We start from the raw sequence: 18,154 nt of genomic DNA on the forward strand, positions 1-18,154 counted from the left end.
TCAAGTCGCCTGGGTTTGGCACAGTCCACTTACCATCAGGACCTGCAACCACAGTTGCTGTTGTACTATCCGGGAAGCTGACTTTTACAGTCGTACCTGGTTCTGCTGTACCTGCAATCGGGTTAGTCGCATTGATTGGATCAATCACTGGTGCACTTGGTGCAGTGGTATCAATCGTCAATACCCCAGTGCCTGTACCGACATTGCCCGCAGGGTCTGTCGCGGTCACAGTCACCGTATGTGGACCATCGGTCAACACTGGCAGTGTATTGTCTGCAAGTGTCCAGGTGCCATCACCATGGTTCACCGCTGGATAGCTTACACCATCCACCGTTACCACCACTTTCGCAGTCGGATCGTTCACCGTACCCGCTAATGGCGGTGTATTGTCATTGGTTAACTCAGCTGTCACAGTCACTGTTGGTGCAACTGTATCTACCACAGCACTACCTGGTAATGAAGTATTGCCTGCAGGATCTGTCGCAGTTGCTGTCACTGTTTGACCATTGGTCAAGTCGCCTGGGTTTGGCACAGTCCACTTACCATCAGGACCTGCAACCACAGTTGCTGTTGTACCATCCGGGAAGCTGACTTTTACAGTCGCACCTGGTTCTGCTGTACCTGCAATCGGGTTAGTTGCATTGATTGGATCAATCACTGGTGCACTTGGTGCAGTGGTATCAATCGTCAATACCCCGGTGCCTGTACCGACATTGCCCGCAGGGTCTGTCGCGGTCACAGTCACCGTATGTGGACCATCGGTCAACACTGGCAGTGTATTGTCTGCAAGTGTCCAAGTACCATCACCATGGTTCACCGCTGGATAGCTTACACCATCCACCGTTACCACCACTTTCGCAGTCGGATCGTTCACCGTACCCGCTAATGGCGGTGTATTGTCATTGGTTAACTCAGCTGTCACAGTCACGGTTGGTGCAACTGTATCTACCACAGCACTACCTGGTAATGAAGTATTGCCTGCAGGATCTGTCGCAGTTGCTGTCACTGTTTGACCATTGGTCAAGTCGCCTGGGTTTGGCACAGTCCATTTACCATCAGGACCTGCAACCACAGTTGCTGTTGTACCATCCGGGAAGCTGACTTTTACAGTCGCACCTGGTTCTGCTGTACCTGCAATCGGGTTAGTTGCATTGATTGGATCAATCACCGGTGCACTTGGTGCAGTGGTATCGACAGTTACTATGACATTTGCTGGGCTGCTGATATGGCCTTGAGAATCCACTGCTTGTGCATGGATAGTGATTGGACCATCAGCTGTCACAGGAATTGCTGCTGTGATATAGCCATTGCTTAGATCAGTGGCATTCACTGTGTGATTAATGCCGTTAACAGTTACAACAGTACCCACTGCTGCATCAGGGCCCAACGCTACACGGACATTAAAGCTACCGTCTGTGCCAAGTTCTGCTGCATTAATGAATCCATCACCATTTAGATCATCTGGTACTGTAATCGGGCCAAGTAAGTGCGCTGCTGTAGTATCTACAGTCAACACCCCAGTTGTTGTTCCGACATTACCTGCAGGATCTGTCGCAGTCACAGTCACGTTATGTGGACCATCCGTCAACACGGGAAGCGTGTTGTCTGCAAGCGTCCAGGTGCCGTTGCCATTATTGATTGCCTGATAGTTCACACCATCGACGGTCACTACCACTTTCGCAGTCGGATCGTTCACAGTACCTATTAATGGCGGTGTGCTGTCATTCGTTAATACATCACTTAAAGTAACAGTCGGCGCTACAGTATCAATCGTCAATACGCCAGTGCCTGTACCGACATTGCCCGCAGGGTCTGTCGCGGTCACAGTCACCGTATGTGGACCATCCGTCAACACTGGCAGTGTATTGTCTGCAAGTGTCCAAGTACCATCACCATGGTTCACCGCTGGATAGCTTACACCATCCACAGTTACCACCACTTTCGCAGTCGGATCGTTCACCGTACCCGCTAATGGCGGTGTATTGTCATTGGTTAAGGTAGTAGTTACAGTTACTGTTGGCGCAACTGCATCGACTGTGCCTGTTGACGGAGCTGATGGGTTACCCGCAGGATCTGTTGCGATCGCTGTAACTTTGTCACCATCTTTAAGATCACCTGGGTTTGGCACTGTCCATTTACCATCAGGACCTGCAACTACAGTTGCAGTGCTGCCATCCGGGAAGCTGACTTTTACAGTCGCACCTGGTTCTGCTGTACCTGCAATCGGGTTAGTTGCATTGATTGGATCAATCACCGGTGCACTTGGTGCAGTGGTATCAACAGTTACTACCGCATTTATTGTGCCCACATTACCCGCAGGGTCTGTCGCTGTCACAGTCACGGTATGTGGACCATCTGTCAATGCAGGAAGCGTATTGTCTGCAAGTGTCCAGGTACCATCACCATTGTTCATCGCTGGATAGTTCACACCATCGACAGTCACCACAACTTTCGCAGTTGGATCGTTTACTGTACCTGTTAATGCAGGTGTACTGTCATTGGTCAATGCTGTCGTTACAGCGACTGTTGGTGCAACTGTATCTACTACTGCTGAACCAGGTAATGACGGGTTGCCTGCTGGATCAGTCGCTGTTGCAGTCACTGTTTGACCATCAGTCAAGTCACCTGGATTTGGTACTGTCCATTTACCATCAGGGCCTGCAACAACTGTTGCTGTACTACCATCCGGGAAAGTCACCTTCACTGTTGAACCTGGTTCTGCCGTACCTGTGACAGGATTACTTGCATTGATCGGATCAATCACTGGTGCATTTGGTGCTGTGGTATCTACTGTCACCACCGCATTTGTTGTTCCCACATTACCTGCAGGATCTGTTGCAGTCACAGTGATCGTATGTGAACCATCTGTCAATGTAGGAAGCGTATTGTCTGCAAGCGTCCAGGTACCATTACCATTGTTCGTCGCTGGATAGTTCACACCATCAACAGTCACCACAACTTTTGCAGTTGGATCGTTTACCGTACCTGTTAATGCAGGTGTACTGTCATTGGTCAATGCTGTCGTTACAGCGACTGTTGGTGCAACTGCATCTACAGTACCAGTTGAAGGATTTGATGGGTTGCCTGCAGGGTCAGTTGCCACTGCTGTAATTTTATCACCATCTTTAAGATCACCTGGATTTGGTACTGTCCATTTACCATCAGGGCCTGCAACAACTGTTGCTGTACTGCCATCCGGGAAAGTCACCTTCACTGTTGAACCTGGTTCTGCCGTACCTGTGACAGGATTACTTGCATTGATCGGATCAATCACTGGTGCATTTGGTGCTGTGGTATCTACTGTCACCACCGCATTTGTTGTTCCCACATTACCTGCAGGATCTGTTGCAGTCACAGTGATCGTATGTGGACCATCTGTCAATGTAGGAAGCGTATTGTCTGCAAGCGTCCAGGTACCATTACCATTGTTCGTCGCTGGATAGTTCACACCATCGACAGTCACCACAACTTTCGCAGTTGGATCGTTTACTGTACCTGTTAATGCAGGTGTACTGTCATTAGTCAATGCTGTCGTTACAGTTACTGTTGGTGCAACTGCATCTACAGTACCAGTTGAAGGATTTGATGGGTTGCCTGCAGGGTCAGTTGCCACTGCTGTAATTTTATCACCATCTTTGAGATCACCTGGATTTGGTACTGTCCATTTCCCATCAGGGCCTGCAACAACTGTTGCTGTACTGCCATCCGGGAAAGTTACCTTCACTGTTGAACCTGGTTCTGCCGTACCTGTGACAGGATTACTTGCATTGATCGGATCAATCACTGGTGCATCTGGTGCTGTAGTATCTACAGTATAAGATTTTGACTCATTGATATTGCTACTATTACCCGCTGCATCAGTAAATGTAACTTTTGCATCAATCGTTTTGTCACTATCTGCAATTAATCCACTGCCTGGTACAACTGCACTCCATGTACCTGCTACTTTATCGATAATTGCAGTATATGTTACCCCGTTAACAACTACTGTAACGACTGTATTTACTGCATCTGCTGGGATATTCTTTAAGCTGCCTGTAATTGTAATATTACCAGCAGCCTCTGTTCCATTAATAACATTATCAGAAGTAATAGGATCAACTGAGAAAGTAACGCCATTTGTGTTTGGAGGCGTAGTATCTGAAGGTGTTGAAGAGTCATTGCTACTATTTGATGCAGCAGCAATAATACCACCAGCAACCAAAGGTATCGCTGCTAACAACCATGGGTTCAAGCCAGCATCGTGATAAAGTAATGGTTGAATTGAAGAAATAGGCTGATAAATAACATCAGATACTAATCCTTGTGGAGCTTCTGCTGGCAATGCTGCTGGTAAATCTTCACCTAAAAGTGCTTGTGGTGCCACATCACTATCAGCATCTGCATCTGCATCACTATCTGCATCTGCATCATTTTCAGCATCTTTAAATTTTGCCCAAATCAACTGTCCATTTTGGTCTTGAAAAACAAGACTATTGTCCGCAGGTTCAGCTGTACCACTAAAGAAACCTTCAATAACAATAGTTTCGCCATTTTTAAGACGAATTACTGCATTGGTACCCTCCCTATTCACTACTAATACATCACTAGCAGCTACCTTTACCACTACAACCGAAGCTTCTGAGAGTTTGGCTGAAGTCCCTTTTATTGTTGACAAGGTATCATGACTTTCCTTGGCAATAATTTGTATTTCAGGCATATCTATATTCCTTTTATATTATTGATTTGAATGATTTTATGTATATTTTTTTACTTAATGCTTTTGAGTTTTTGACCTACAACTTAAAAACATTAAGTAATGTGATCATTTTTACATTAACCACTTTAAAATAAAAAAAACAAATACTAAAGTCCTCAAAGAAAAAAAAGCAATTAATACAAATTTTATATAAATAAAATTCTCGTTCTTATTCTTATAATTTTAAATAAACATAAATTAAATGTTTTATATATAAAACAAATTTAGCTTTTAATTATTGAAAATTATCTTAATTCGAATCTTTATTTAATAACTTTTAATATCTCAATGAAATAAAATATATTATTAATGATACATATAGAAAAAAAATGGCCCTAGTGAATATTTTACTATTACACTAAAGCCATACTTTTTAAATATAATTAAATATACTTTTAAGTTGTTCTAAAAATTATCAGGGCTTTCAAAGCGTTTTACTTCTTGTAACTTATTTGGATCATGCATAGTTGCAATACCATCTTCAGTTTTTTGATCAACAATAACGTCTGGATTAAAGATTGTAATTGTTTCTCTCCCCAAAGCATCTTCTCCAACTACATATTGAAAACCACGGCGGTTCATTTTATGACATAGTTTTTGGTAAAAACCTTTAAGCCCTTCCTTTTCTTCATTTGGATTGTAATAAAAGGCATTCATTACCGCTGGTAAGCCCAGACCACACACTACACCAGATAACAATACACTAATAAAGGTGTATCCAATGAGAATACTACTATAAGGGCTAAGCGCGGGAATATTTGCAACTGCTAAAATTAAAGCAAGTGAAATGCCACCCCTAACCCCTCCCCAAGATAAAATGGTTAAACTACCATTGTAACTTTTGGTCTTTCGCATTGTTGGGAAGAAGGCAAAAGACATAAAGTTTGCCGCAAAACGCGAAATATGCAGAATAAGGAAAGCAACAATTCCACCCAAAATCAGACTAAAGTTTAAATCTAGAATAAATAATTCAAGACCAATTAAAGTAAATAAGAATGAATTGATAATTCCTTCTACTGTATGCCAAAAATGGTTAACTTCTCTAATCTCACGTTCTTCACGAATTTCTTTCCATTTATTACCAACAATTAATCCCCCAATCACACAAGCAATTGGTGCAGATGCATGGGCGAATAAAGCCACCAGATATGCGCCACTGGCCAGCAATGCCGTCGTTAAAATCAAGGATTCCATTTCGTGCTTACCACGTAATAGACGTAATGTTCCTATACCAAATGCCCATCCAATACCAATGGCGACCACAATTTCATAAAGTAAAGCTTCCAACGTTGCAACTAATGAAAAATGTTCACCCTGTAAAACATTAAGTAGTGTCATAAATAATGCAATACACATCGCATCATTAAATAAAGACTCGCCTTCTAATTTCACAATAAGATGATGAGGTGCCCGAATCGAACTTAAAACGCCTTTAATACCAATGGGGTCTGTTGCACCCAAGGCAGCACCTAACAATAGAAGAACCAATATTGGTACATGATGGCCAATCAATAATTGGAAACCATAAAGTAAACCACCAAACAATACTGCGCAGATAACGAGTGCAATCGTTGCTAAAATACTAATCTGTTTCCAATAACTTCTTAAATCTGAAATTTTAAATTTAAGTGCTGAAGATGTCAGAATAAAACAAATAACACCATTAATTAAAAAATCATAGAAATCAATATTTCGAACTGCATTTTCAATATTATGAATATTAATGCTAATGAACTGATTACCATTTAACAGACTGGCGCCCCATTGCAAAATGAAGACAAAAATTGCAGAAACAAGAGGTACGCCAATCGCTTGAGGAAAGCCTAAAATACGCTTATTGAATATAGTGGTTGCAATTGATAAGGCAAATACAACCGTAAATGCTTGTAATAAGAAAAAATTACCCATGAACACCCTTCTTCTGGGTCAATGACCAAATAAAAACCTAGACAGCTAAACTGAACAGAGCGAGAAAATGGGCACTTCATGTGCGCCCAAACAATTAAAAATAGAATATAAGTTTAACGAATTACGCTAAGCACTATAGCAATCAGTTAAATTTCTTAACATTAATTATGAATCAGAGAGATTATGAAAAGATGAGCTCACATGAACCTATGGCAAACTCATCTTTGTAGTTCAAATAGAGTTATTAAAAGTATCGCATTGATTAATATCACCTGACTTTAAGCCCACTTGAAACCAGTGCATCCTTTGCTCACTAGTGCCATGGGTAAAACTATCAGGCACAACTTGACCTGTTGCACGTTTTTGTAAATAGTCATCACCAATTTTTTGAGCAGCATCCATTGCTTCTTCAACATCGCCTGCCTCTAAAAACTGAGTACGCTGTTGATTATGATTTGCCCATATACCTGCTAAACAGTCAGCTTGTAACTCTTGACGAACAGATAACTGATTACCTTCTTTCTGACTGACTTGCGAACGAGCTTGTTGCACTTGCGAAGAAATACCAAGCAAGGTTTGAACATGATGGCCCACTTCATGCGCAACAACATAGGCTTGTGCAAAATCACCTGCCTGATCTTGGCGAGAGAGCTCTGATTTATTTTGCTCACCCGAGATACCCATTTGCTCACGCATATCTTTAAAAAATTCAGTATCAATATAAACTTTCTGGTCAGCCGGACAATAAAAGGGTCCCATTGCAGATTGAGCAGTGCCACAACCTGAACGAGTCATTCCACTAAATAAAACTAACTTTGGTGGCGTATAAGTTTTACCTAACTGTTTAAATATAGGTGTCCAGGTATCTTCTGTATCAGCTAATACTGTTCCAACAAAATCTGAAGCTTCTTTTTGCTCAGGTGTTAAAGTTTGCGGTGCAGTTTCATTTGATTGTTGTGAAGCAGTAACCTGCTGCGTTGCCTGATAGGCCATTTGTGGATCAACGCCAAAAAATTTCCATGCAACAAATGCTACGACCAAACCAATAATACTAATACCACCTGCTTTAACACCGCCCCCACCTCGACGGTCCTCAACATTGGTACTGACTCTACGATCTCTCCAACGCATAATTTCCCTCTTATTTTAGAATGGCATCAAGAGTTCGATGCTTTTTTAGGCCAAATTTTTTGTATTAAACTTACGATAAGTAATACAACTGCACCAGCAATCATTCCTGTCGCAAAGTTCATCAATGTTGGTGTTAAAGCACCAATAATATTTCCGACCGCAGGTATAGTTTCTAAATGATCAACCGTATCTTCAGTAATATGATGAAGTAAAGGAATCGTATGGTTAATAATCCCTCCACCTACTAAAAACATTGCAATCGTTCCAACAATAGAAAGTAACTTCATCAAAAGAGGAGCAAAAGCAAGTAACCCACGGCCTAATGTCTGTTTGAAAGAAGCAGCTTGTTTTGTTAAATATAATCCTAAATCATCAATTTTAACAATCACACCAACCAAGCCATAAACACCTAGCGTCATCACAACAGCAATAATGCTAAGCACACTTATTTTTGTCATTAAAGCAGCAGTAGCAACCGTACCTAAAGAAATAACAACAATTTCAGCAGATAAAATAAAGTCAGTTCGAATAGCTCCTTTTACTTTCTCTTTTTCAAAAGCTTCTAAATCCAACTCTTCATTATTATACTCTTTTTCTGCTTCTTCAGAGGTCGATGCTTTTTTATGCATGATGGTATGAAGGACCTTTTCAACACCTTCATAACATAAAAATAAGCCACCTAGCATCAATAGCGGGTTAATCAGCCAAGGAGCAATCACACTAATTAATAAAGCCAAAGGTACTAAAATAAGCTTATTTACTAATGAACCTTTAGCGACTTTCCACACAATAGGCAGTTCACGATCAGCCCGCACACCTGTTACCTGTTGTGCATTTAAAGCCAAATCATCTCCCAAAACACCAGCAGTTTTCTTTGCTGCCATTTTGCTCATTAAAGCGACATCATCTAAAATTGTTGCAATATCATCTAGTAATAAAAGTAAGCCACTTGCCATTTCTTATCCAAGTTTGTATTTATCTGGCTATTGTAAGATGAAATATTCTAATTTCTGTAATTTTACTGAATAAATTCACAATATTATTTTAAGAAAGTTTAACCAATCGCTGACGAAAAAATTTTATTTCCCGTACAATAATGCCAATCTTTATATTACAGGGCTTACTATCCCTGATTAAGCCAATACGATAGTGGAATAAATAATGAGTAATGTCGATCAGCGTCCAATTATTTTGACAGGCGACCGCCCAACCGGACAACTTCATCTTGGGCATTTTGTCGGTTCTTTGCGTTCACGTGTAGGTTTACAGGATAGCCATCATCAACATCTCTTATTAGCAGATGCACAAGCCCTAACTGACAATGCAGATAACCCAGATAAAGTACGTCGCAATATTTTGGAAGTTGCTCTAGATTATTTAGCAGTTGGTATTGATCCAACTAAGACCACGATTTGCGTACAGTCATGTTTACCAGCATTGAATGAGCTTACAATGTTATATCTTAACTTTGTAACGGTAGCTCGTTTAGAACGTAACCCGACCATCAAATCTGAAATTCAAATGCGTGGTTTTGAGCGTGACATTCCTGCTGGTTTCCTTTGCTACCCTGTTGCACAGGCTGCTGATATTACGGCTTTTAAAGCAACTGTAGTACCAGTGGGTGAAGATCAGATTCCAATGATTGAACAAACCAATGAAGTGGTCCGTCGTGTGAATCGCCAAATTGGTCAAGACCTTTTACCTGAATGTAAAGCCTTACTTTCTAATATGGCTCGTTTACCAGGTTTTGATGGTAAAGCAAAAATGTCTAAATCATTAGGCAATACTATTGTTTTAAATGCTTCTGACAAAGACATTAAAAAAGCTGTAAATGCAATGTACACAGACCCAAATCACCTTCGTATTGAAGATCCAGGTCAAGTTGAAGGAAACATTGTATTTACTTATTTAGATGCATTTGATCCAAATAAAGAAGAAGTTGAAGAATTAAAAGCTCACTACCGCCGCGGTGGTCTTGGTGATGGTACTGTTAAAAAACGTCTTGAAGGTGTGTTAAAAGAATTAATTACACCTATTCGTGAACGTCGCGAAGAACTTGCTAAAGATCCTGATTACATTATGGATGTTTTACGTCAAGGTACTGACAAATGCAGAATCATTACTCAACAAACTTTAGATGAAGTTAAAGATGGCTTAGGCTTATTTAAGTTTTAACTCTAGAGTAAACATATAAGTAAAAAGCCCTACGGGGCTTTTTTTTATAATTACATTAAGATTCAATAGTTTAAAAATTTACATTGTTAATATATTTATAATGATTCACATGCACTTACCCTTTTAACGTGAAGTAACACTAATTAACGCGAACCTTAATGAAGAAATATTAAACCTTAACTAATATAGCTCAAGTAGGTTGATATGAACCTCACGACATTTCTCCTTAAGCCGAAACTGTTTTTAACAGATTCGTTGTTCTACGCAGTGATCACCCCAATCATTGCGTATTTTTTTGTCTTTTTTTAGCCTTATTATTTCTTATTTCATTTTATGCTACTTTTCAATGATGCAAAAAAAATACCGCATCATTTTTCAGATGCGGTATTTTTTAAAGATTCAAGGAAGCTATTAAGCTAAACCTTTCTCTTTTAATACTTGCAACATAGTTGAACCAAGCTCAGCTGGGCTACGAGTGTAAGCCATACCTGCTTTTTCAAATGCAGCAAATTTCTCTTCAGCAGTACCTTGACCACCAGAAATGATCGCACCAGCGTGACCCATACGCTTACCTTTAGGAGCAGTTACACCAGCGATGTAACCTACTACAGGCTTAGTCACGTTAGATTTGATGAATTCAGCAGCTTCTTCTTCCGCTGTACCACCAATTTCACCGATCATGATGATTGCATCAGTATCTGGATCGTCTTGGAACAATTGAAGAGCTTCAATTTGGTTCATACCTGGGATTGGGTCACCACCAATACCGATACAAGTAGACTGACCTAAACCAAGCTTAGTTGTTTGAGCAACCGCTTCATAAGTCAATGTACCTGAACGTGAGATAATACCAATACGACCTGGTTGGTGGATGTGACCAGGCATAATACCGATCTTACATTCACCTGGAGTGATCACGCCTGGGCAGTTAGGACCAACTAAACGAGTACCGTTACCGTTAGTTTCTAAATAACGTTTTGCTTTAAGCATGTCGATTGTTGGAACACCTTCAGTGATCACAACGATTAGGCCAACACCTGAATCAACCGCTTCAACGATTGAGTCTAAAACGAATGGAGCTGGTACATAGATTACAGATGCATCTGCATTTGTTTCACGTACAGCTTCTTTCATTGTGTTGAATACTGGTAAGTCAAGGTGAGTTGTACCACCTTTACCTGGAGTAACACCACCAACAACTTTTGTACCGTAGTCTAAAGCTTGTGCAGAGTGGAAAGTACCGTTTTTACCAGTAAAACCTTGTACCAATACTTTAGTGTCTTTATTAATTAATACGCTCATGATTGATACTCCCCTTACGCTTTAACTGCAGCTACAACTTTTTCTGCGGCATCAGACAAACCGTTCGCAGAAATTAATTTCAAACCAGATTCATCAAGTAATTTAGCACCTAACTCAGCGTTGTTACCTTCTAAACGAACAACAACTGGAACAGTTACGTTTACTTCTTGAACCGCTGCAATAATTGCTTCAGCAATCATGTCACAACGTACGATACCACCGAAGATGTTGATTAAAACACCTTGTACAGATGTATCAGCAAGGATGATTTTGAACGCTTCGATTACGCGCTCTTTAGTTGCACCGCCACCAACGTCAAGGAAGTTTGCAGGCTGACCACCATAAAGTTTAATGATGTCCATAGTTGCCATTGCAAGACCAGCACCGTTAACCATACAACCAATGTTACCTTCTAAAGCAACATAGTTAAGATCAAATTCAGATGCTTTTAATTCACGCTCATTCTCTTGAGATTTGTCACGTAAAGCAGCAACTTTAGGTAAACGGTAAAGCGCGTTAGAGTCGATACCTACTTTCGCGTCTACACATAAAATTTCGCCATTTTCACGAACTGAAAGTGGGTTAATTTCAAATAAAGCAAAATCGTTTTCAACAAATGCTTGGTAAGCAGCTGTCATGATTTTTACGAATTGACCGATTTGTTTGTCTTTCAAACCTAAAGCAAACGCAACTTCACGTGCTTGGAATGGTTGTAAGCCAACTAATGGATCAACTTCAACTTTGATAATTTTTTCTGGAGTTTCTTCAGCAACTTTCTCGATTTCTACACCACCTTCTGTAGAAGCCATGAAAGTAATACGACGGCTAGAACGGTCTACAACCGCGCCCAAGTAAAGCTCACGCTCAACTGGATATACGTCTTCAGCAACAATGATGCTGTTTACTGGCTGACCATTTGCATCAGTTTGATACGTTACAAGACGAGTACCAATGATATTGTTTGCAAATTCGATAACATCTTCTTTAGATTTTGCAACTTTAACGCCACCAGCCTTACCACGACCACCAGCATGAACTTGCGCCTTCATTACAGCGAATTTACCACCAAGCTGTTCAAATGCAGCAACTGCTTCGTCTGCATTGGTTGCCAAGATACCTTCTTGTACCGGCATACCATATTCTTTCAATAACGCTTTAGCTTGATACTCATGTAAGTTCATTTAGTTACCTACTTAACTTTGTTTGTTGTCTTCAATTTGCGCAACATTCTCATGTTGTATATGCAAATTGCTGTCTACGTCTATCAACTTGATGATTTTTTAATCACACCATCGAATGTGAAAAAGAGCGGAGAACCGCTCTTTAATTTTATTTACGCTTACGTTGAATCGCGTGAATTGCACGACCATCTACAGCAAGTGCAGCTTCATGAACAACTTCAGAGAATGTTGGGTGACCAAAAGTCATCAACTGAAGATCTTCAACTGAAGATACAAATTCAAGAGCGATCATACCTTGGTGAACGATATCAGATGCTGCAGGTCCAATGACATGCATACCTAATAAACGGTCAGTTTTTGCATCAGCAACGAACTTAACAAAACCTGCGCCTTCACCAGCCGCTAAAGCACGACCATTTACAGCAAAACCGAATTGACCAGTTTTTACTTCATGACCTTTTTCTTTAGCTTGCTCTTCAGTTAAACCTACCCACGCCGCTTCAGGGTGTGTATAGATAACAGAAATAATTGTGTCATAGTTCACTTGAGCTGCGTGACCGTGAATACGCTCAACAGCCATTACACCTTCTTCCATTGCTTTATGAGCAAGCATTGGACCGCGAACCAAGTCACCAATCGCGTATACACCTTCTACAGAAGTTGCACAGTGATCATTTACTTCAACTAAACCACGTTCAGTTAATTTAATGCCTGAATCTTCAGCCAATAAACCTTCTGCATATGCTTTACGGCCAACACAAACGATTAATTTGTCAAAAGTTTGAGTTTTTTCTTCGCCACCTTGAGTGTATTTAACAGTCACTTCACGACCATTAACTTCAGTGCCAGAAACTTTAGCACCAACGCGAATATCAAGACCTTGCTTAGTTAAAAGCTTTTGGTACTCTTTTGCCAAAGCTTTATCAGCCATTGGTAAGAATGCATCCATTGCTTCAAATACAACAACTTCAGCACCAAGACGACGCCATACTGAACCAAGCTCTAAACCGATTACACCAGCACCGATCACACCTAAACGCTTAGGCACTTCTGGGAAGTTTAATGCGCCAGTTGAATCAACAATAATGTCTTGATCTACAGGAGCTACAGGAATATTTACAGGCACAGAACCAGACGCAAGAATTACGTATTTAGGTTCTAAAACTTGAGTTTCACCTTCATGAGAAACGAACTCAACTTTTTTACCAGCAAGTAATTTACCTGTACCTTTTAACCACTCAATACCGTTGCCTTTAAGCAATTGATCGATACCGCCAGTTAATTGGTCAACAATTTTGTCTTTACGAGCAAGAAGTTTTGCAAGATCGAAATTCACTTCACCAGTTGTAATACCGTGATCAGCTAAGTGATGCACTGTATCTTCATAACGATGAGAAGAATCAAGCAAAGCTTTAGAAGGGATACAACCTACGTTTAAGCAAGTACCACCTAAAGAAGGCTTACCGTTGTGAATACGTTTTTCAATACAAGCGACTTTGAAACCTAGTTGAGCAGCACGAATCGCAGCTTCATAACCACCAGGACCACCGCCGATGACAACAAGATCAAATTGTTGAGACATTTTTATCTCCATAAACCAGGATAGAGGATCGCTCTACCCTGGTAGGTATTTATTCGAAGAAATTAAAGATCAAGGATGAGTTTAGCTGGCTCTTCTAACAATTCTTTGATTGCTACTAAGAAACCTACAGCTTCTTTACCATCGATCATACGGTGGTCATAAGAAAGCGCTAAGTACATCATTGGCAAGATTTCAACTTGACCATTTACCGCCATAGGACGCTCTTGGATTTTGTGCATACCCAAGATACCAGTTTGCGGTTGGTTCAAAATAGGAGTTGAAAGCAATGAACCGAAAGTACCACCGTTAGTGATTGTGAAAGTACCACCAGTCATTTCTTCGATAGATAATTTACCGTCACGTGCTTTACCAGCATAAGCAGCAATACCTGCTTCAACTTCTGCATAGCTCATACGGTCAGTATCACGTAATACTGGAACAACAAGACCACGATCAGAAGATACTGCAACACCGATGTCATAGTAACCGTGATAAACGATATCGTCGCCATCAATTGAAGCATTTACAGCTGGGTAGCGTTTAAGCGCTTCAGTTGCTGCTTTAACGAAGAATGACATGAAGCCTAAACGAGCGCCATGACGCTTTTCGAAAGCATCTTTATATTGCTTACGCAATTCCATGATTGGCTTCATGTTAACTTCGTTAAATGTAGTTAACATTGCAGTTTCTTGAGTTGCAGCAAGAAGACGCTCAGCAACACGCTTACGTAAACGAGTCATTGGAACACGTTTTTCGATACGCTCACCAACAGCAACACTTAACGGAGTAACGTTAGCAGCTGGTTTAGTTTGATGGTTTGCAACATCTTCTTTAGTGATACGACCACCACGGCCAGTACCTTGTACGTCAGCAGCAGCAATACCAGATTCAGTTAAAGCTTTACGAACCGCAGGAGCTTGATCAGATACAGTTTCTGTACGTTCAACAACAGGAGCTGCACCAGCTTGAGTTTGAGCAACTGCTTGTTCTACTGCCGCAGGAGCAGCAGCCGCTGCACCAGCACCAGCTTCGAATTGAGCAATAACTTCGTCAGAAAGAACTGTATCGCCTTCACCTTTAATGATTGCAACCAAGCTACCATCTGCAGGAGCAACAACTTCTAAAACAACTTTGTCGGTTTCAATATCACAGATTACTTCATCACGTGATACAGGTTCACCCACCTTTTTATGCCAAGTTGCGATGGTGCCATCTGCAACAGACTCTGGGAATACCGGTGCTTTAATTTCGGTTGCCATTATTGAGAATCTCCTGATTGTTCAGCTTCGATTGCCAATGCATCATTAATTAGCTGAGCTTGTTGTTTTGCATGCAAGTACGGTGAGCCACAAGCTGGTGCAGCAGAAGCTTCACGACCTGCAAAACTGATACGGATTTGTTTGCCAGATTTTAAGATATCGTCATATAAACGCGGTGCAATAAATAACCATGCGCCTTGGTTCTTCGGCTCTTCTTGTGCCCAAACGAGTTCTTTCACATTTGGATAAGCAGCCAAGATTTCCGCAAGACGTTGCTCTGGGTATGGATACAACTGTTCGATACGTACGATTGCAACATTAGTTAAGTTTTGTTCACGACGTTTTTCGAGTAAGTCGTAATAAACTTTACCGCCACAAAGTACAAGACGAGTTACATCTGACTTGTTAATTTGATCGATTTCGTCAATTACAGTTTGGAATGAGCCATTTGCAAGTTCTTCTAAAGTAGAAGTTGCAAGTTTATGACGAAGTAAAGATTTTGGTGACATTACGATCAATGGCTTACGAATTGGGCGTACAGCTTGACGACGTAATGCATGGAAAATCTGTGCAGGTGTCGTTGGAGTGATCACTTGCATGTTATCTTCAGCACATAACTGTAAGAAACGTTCTAAACGAGCTGAAGAATGCTCTGGACCTTGACCTTCGAAACCATGTGGTAACAACATTGTTAAACCACAAACACGTTCCCACTTAGTCTCACCAGAAGCAATAAACTGGTCAATCACAACTTGAGCACAGTTTACGAAGTCACCAAATTGTGCTTCCCAAATAATCAAGCTCTTAGGAATTGTAGTCGCGTAACCATATTCGAATGCAAGAACTGCTTCTTCAGATAATAAAGAATCGTAAATCGCAAAACGTGGTTGGTTCTCTTTAACATGACAAAGTGGAATGTAAGTTGAACCATCAGCTTGGTTATGCAATTTCGCATGACGGTGTGAGAAGGTACCACGACCCACGTCTTCACCAGTAATACGAACTAGATAGTCTTCATCTAATAAAGTTGCATAAGCTAAAGTTTCTGCTGCACCCCAGTTCAAAGGAGTTTCACCAGTTTGCATTTTCACGCGATCTTCAATTACTTTTTGAACTTGACGCTGCATTACAAACCCTTCAGGAAGTTTGCTCATGCCCTCGCCCAATTCTTTAAGGCGGTTCAAGTCGAATGAAGTATCCCAATCGTCTGTGTAGTCATGGCCCAAATATGGAGTCCAATCAACAAACATTTTGGTATTTGGTTCAAGAATCAATGCGTTTGCTACATGATTACCCGCTTCTAAATCAGAACGGTAATCTTCAACCATTTGATCCGCTTCAGCACGATCAAGTACTTTCTGTTGTACAAGTTGATCAGCATAAAGTGTACGAGTAGTTGCTTTCTTCGCAATTACTTGATACATCAATGGTTGTGTACCAGATGGCTCATCTGCTTCGTTATGGCCGCGACGGCGATAACAGAACAAATCGATAACAACATCTTTACGGAATTCGTGACGGAAATCATGTGCTAATTGAGTAGCAAAGATAACTGCTTCAGGATCATCGCCATTTACATGGAAAATCGGCGCCTGAATCATTTTAGCAACGTCTGTACAGTACTCTGTAGAACGCGCATCACGCGGATCAGAAGTTGTGAAACCAACTTGGTTGTTCACAATGATATGAACCGTACCACCAACCGTATAGCCACGAGTTTGTGACATTTGGAAGGTTTCCATGTTCACGCCTTGACCTGCAAATGCAGCATCACCATGAACAATAACTGGTAATACGTCATCACCGCCGATGTCTCTACGACGTACTTGACGTGCACGTACAGAACCTTCAACTACAGGACCAACAATTTCCAAGTGAGATGGGTTAAATGCCAATGCCAAGTGAACTTCGCCACCTGGAGTCATTACATTACTTGAGAAACCTTGGTGGTATTTAACGTCACCAGAACCTTTTTTATGAATTGATTTACCTTCGAACTCACCAAATAAGTCCGCAGGGTTTTTACCCATAATATTAACAAGAAGGTTCAAACGGCCACGGTGTGGCATACCGATAACAACTTCTTTACAACCTACAGCACCAGCACGCTGGATAATCTCGTTTACCATAGGAATAAAAGATTCGCCGCCTTCAACACCAAAGCGTTTAGCGCCGACGTATTTATTACCAAGATATTTTTCTAGACCTTCAGCAGCAGTTAAACGCTCTAAGAAGCCTTTCTTTTGATCATTTGAGTAATTGAACTTACCACGGGCACTTTCAAGACGTTGTTGAATCCAACGCTTCTCTTTTGTGTCCACGATATGCATGTATTCAACACCGATTGAACCACAATAGATCGCTTCCATTGCTTCAATCATTTCAGCAAGAGTTGCTTCACTCTTACCAATCTCAAGATTGCCTGTGTTGAATACTGTGTCTAAATCTGATTTGGTTAAACCATGTGCTGAAAGATCTAAATCAGGAATATCTTCTCGCTTAGCAAGACCTAATGGATCTAATTTAGCTTTTTGATGTCCGCGATTGCGATAAGCAGCAATAAGTTGTAAAACGCCAATTTGACGACGCTCATGCTCAGTACTTACAGTACTTTGTACAACAGGTTGAACACGGTTAGCATTACGTCCTAGTAATAGGAATTGCTCACGCACAGCGCTGTGTGGTTGGTCACCTTTTGGATATTTATCGAAATATTGGCGCCAGTCCTCAGCTACAGAGGTTGGGGAAGTCAGGTACTGCTCGTAAAGTTCTTCAATATACGCTGCACTATCAGCGGAAAGTTCAGTGTCAAGACGCAATGCGTCAGCAACTTCTTGCATTTGTGGACCCATTTCCTATTGCAAAAAATATTACAGGC

Annotated in this window: 10 protein-coding genes; 1 reads left to right on the forward strand and 9 read right to left on the reverse strand. The window is 41.0% G+C overall.

The features are described 5' to 3' along the window. The 4 genes from ACLCEG_RS13750 to ACLCEG_RS13765 form a co-directional block, all read right to left on the reverse strand. The coding region (locus ACLCEG_RS13750; RefSeq protein ID WP_410567925.1) for an Ig-like domain-containing protein at positions 1-4,699 on the reverse strand (4,699 nt) is incomplete at its 3' end. A 444-nt stretch (positions 4,700-5,143) separates the two neighbouring features. Next, positions 5,144-6,646, reverse strand: coding sequence for a cation:proton antiporter (locus ACLCEG_RS13755; protein ID WP_004705905.1), 1,503 nt, complete (start codon positions 6,644-6,646; stop codon positions 5,144-5,146). 231 nt (positions 6,647-6,877) lie between these two features. Beyond that, entirely contained in the window at positions 6,878-7,777 is a 900-nt protein-coding gene (locus tag ACLCEG_RS13760) for a neutral zinc metallopeptidase (protein WP_191001196.1), read from the reverse strand. A gap of 26 nt (positions 7,778-7,803) precedes the next feature. Further along, positions 7,804-8,733: a DUF808 domain-containing protein gene (locus ACLCEG_RS13765; RefSeq protein WP_348916362.1), complete on the reverse strand. Its 930-nt coding sequence runs from the start codon at positions 8,731-8,733 to the stop codon at positions 7,804-7,806. Positions 8,734-8,938: 205 nt separating this feature from the next. On the opposite strand from ACLCEG_RS13765, the gene trpS reads away from it, so the two are divergent. Continuing rightward, complete coding sequence (gene trpS, locus ACLCEG_RS13770; RefSeq protein ID WP_004705897.1) at positions 8,939-9,952, forward strand: tryptophan--tRNA ligase; 1,014 nt, start codon at positions 8,939-8,941, stop codon at positions 9,950-9,952. A 411-nt stretch (positions 9,953-10,363) separates the two neighbouring features. Here trpS and sucD read toward each other — a convergent pair whose 3' ends face one another. From sucD to ACLCEG_RS13795, 5 genes are all read right to left on the reverse strand, one after another. Further along, positions 10,364-11,254: a succinate--CoA ligase subunit alpha gene (sucD, locus tag ACLCEG_RS13775; protein ID WP_000114637.1), complete on the reverse strand. Its 891-nt coding sequence runs from the start codon at positions 11,252-11,254 to the stop codon at positions 10,364-10,366. A gap of 14 nt (positions 11,255-11,268) precedes the next feature. After that, a complete protein-coding gene (gene sucC, locus ACLCEG_RS13780; protein ID WP_001048573.1) occupies positions 11,269-12,435 on the reverse strand; it encodes an ADP-forming succinate--CoA ligase subunit beta in 1,167 nt (388 codons plus the stop codon). 148 nt (positions 12,436-12,583) lie between these two features. Next, the gene (lpdA, locus tag ACLCEG_RS13785) at positions 12,584-14,017 is read right to left on the reverse strand and encodes a dihydrolipoyl dehydrogenase (RefSeq protein ID WP_002051272.1); all 1,434 of its coding nucleotides are present in this window, start codon (positions 14,015-14,017) and stop codon (positions 12,584-12,586) included. Between the two features lie 62 nt (positions 14,018-14,079). After that, the gene (gene odhB, locus ACLCEG_RS13790) at positions 14,080-15,276 is read right to left on the reverse strand and encodes a 2-oxoglutarate dehydrogenase complex dihydrolipoyllysine-residue succinyltransferase (protein WP_004705895.1); all 1,197 of its coding nucleotides are present in this window, start codon (positions 15,274-15,276) and stop codon (positions 14,080-14,082) included. Next, entirely contained in the window at positions 15,276-18,116 is a 2,841-nt protein-coding gene (locus tag ACLCEG_RS13795; RefSeq protein WP_068936437.1) for a 2-oxoglutarate dehydrogenase E1 component, read from the reverse strand. Before ACLCEG_RS13795 ends, odhB begins: the two co-directional genes overlap by 1 nt. Positions 18,117-18,154 lie beyond the last annotated feature (38 nt).

It is taken from the genome of Acinetobacter sp. H1(2024) (genome assembly GCF_046557555.1).
GTDB classification, from domain to species: Bacteria; Pseudomonadota; Gammaproteobacteria; order Pseudomonadales; family Moraxellaceae; genus Acinetobacter; species Acinetobacter seifertii.

Coding starts and splice junctions, on each gene's coding strand:
- ACLCEG_RS13755 (WP_004705905.1), bottom strand. CDS start 6,646: ATGGGTAATTTTTTCTTATTACAAGCATTTACGGTTGTATTTGCCTTA.
- ACLCEG_RS13760 (WP_191001196.1), bottom strand. CDS start 7,777: ATGCGTTGGAGAGATCGTAGAGTCAGTACCAATGTTGAGGACCGTCGA.
- ACLCEG_RS13765 (WP_348916362.1), bottom strand. CDS start 8,733: ATGGCAAGTGGCTTACTTTTATTACTAGATGATATTGCAACAATTTTA.
- trpS (WP_004705897.1), top strand. CDS start 8,939: ATGAGTAATGTCGATCAGCGTCCAATTATTTTGACAGGCGACCGCCCA.
- sucD (WP_000114637.1), bottom strand. CDS start 11,254: ATGAGCGTATTAATTAATAAAGACACTAAAGTATTGGTACAAGGTTTT.
- sucC (WP_001048573.1), bottom strand. CDS start 12,435: ATGAACTTACATGAGTATCAAGCTAAAGCGTTATTGAAAGAATATGGT.
- lpdA (WP_002051272.1), bottom strand. CDS start 14,017: ATGTCTCAACAATTTGATCTTGTTGTCATCGGCGGTGGTCCTGGTGGT.
- odhB (WP_004705895.1), bottom strand. CDS start 15,276: ATGGCAACCGAAATTAAAGCACCGGTATTCCCAGAGTCTGTTGCAGAT.
- ACLCEG_RS13795 (WP_068936437.1), bottom strand. CDS start 18,116: ATGCAAGAAGTTGCTGACGCATTGCGTCTTGACACTGAACTTTCCGCT.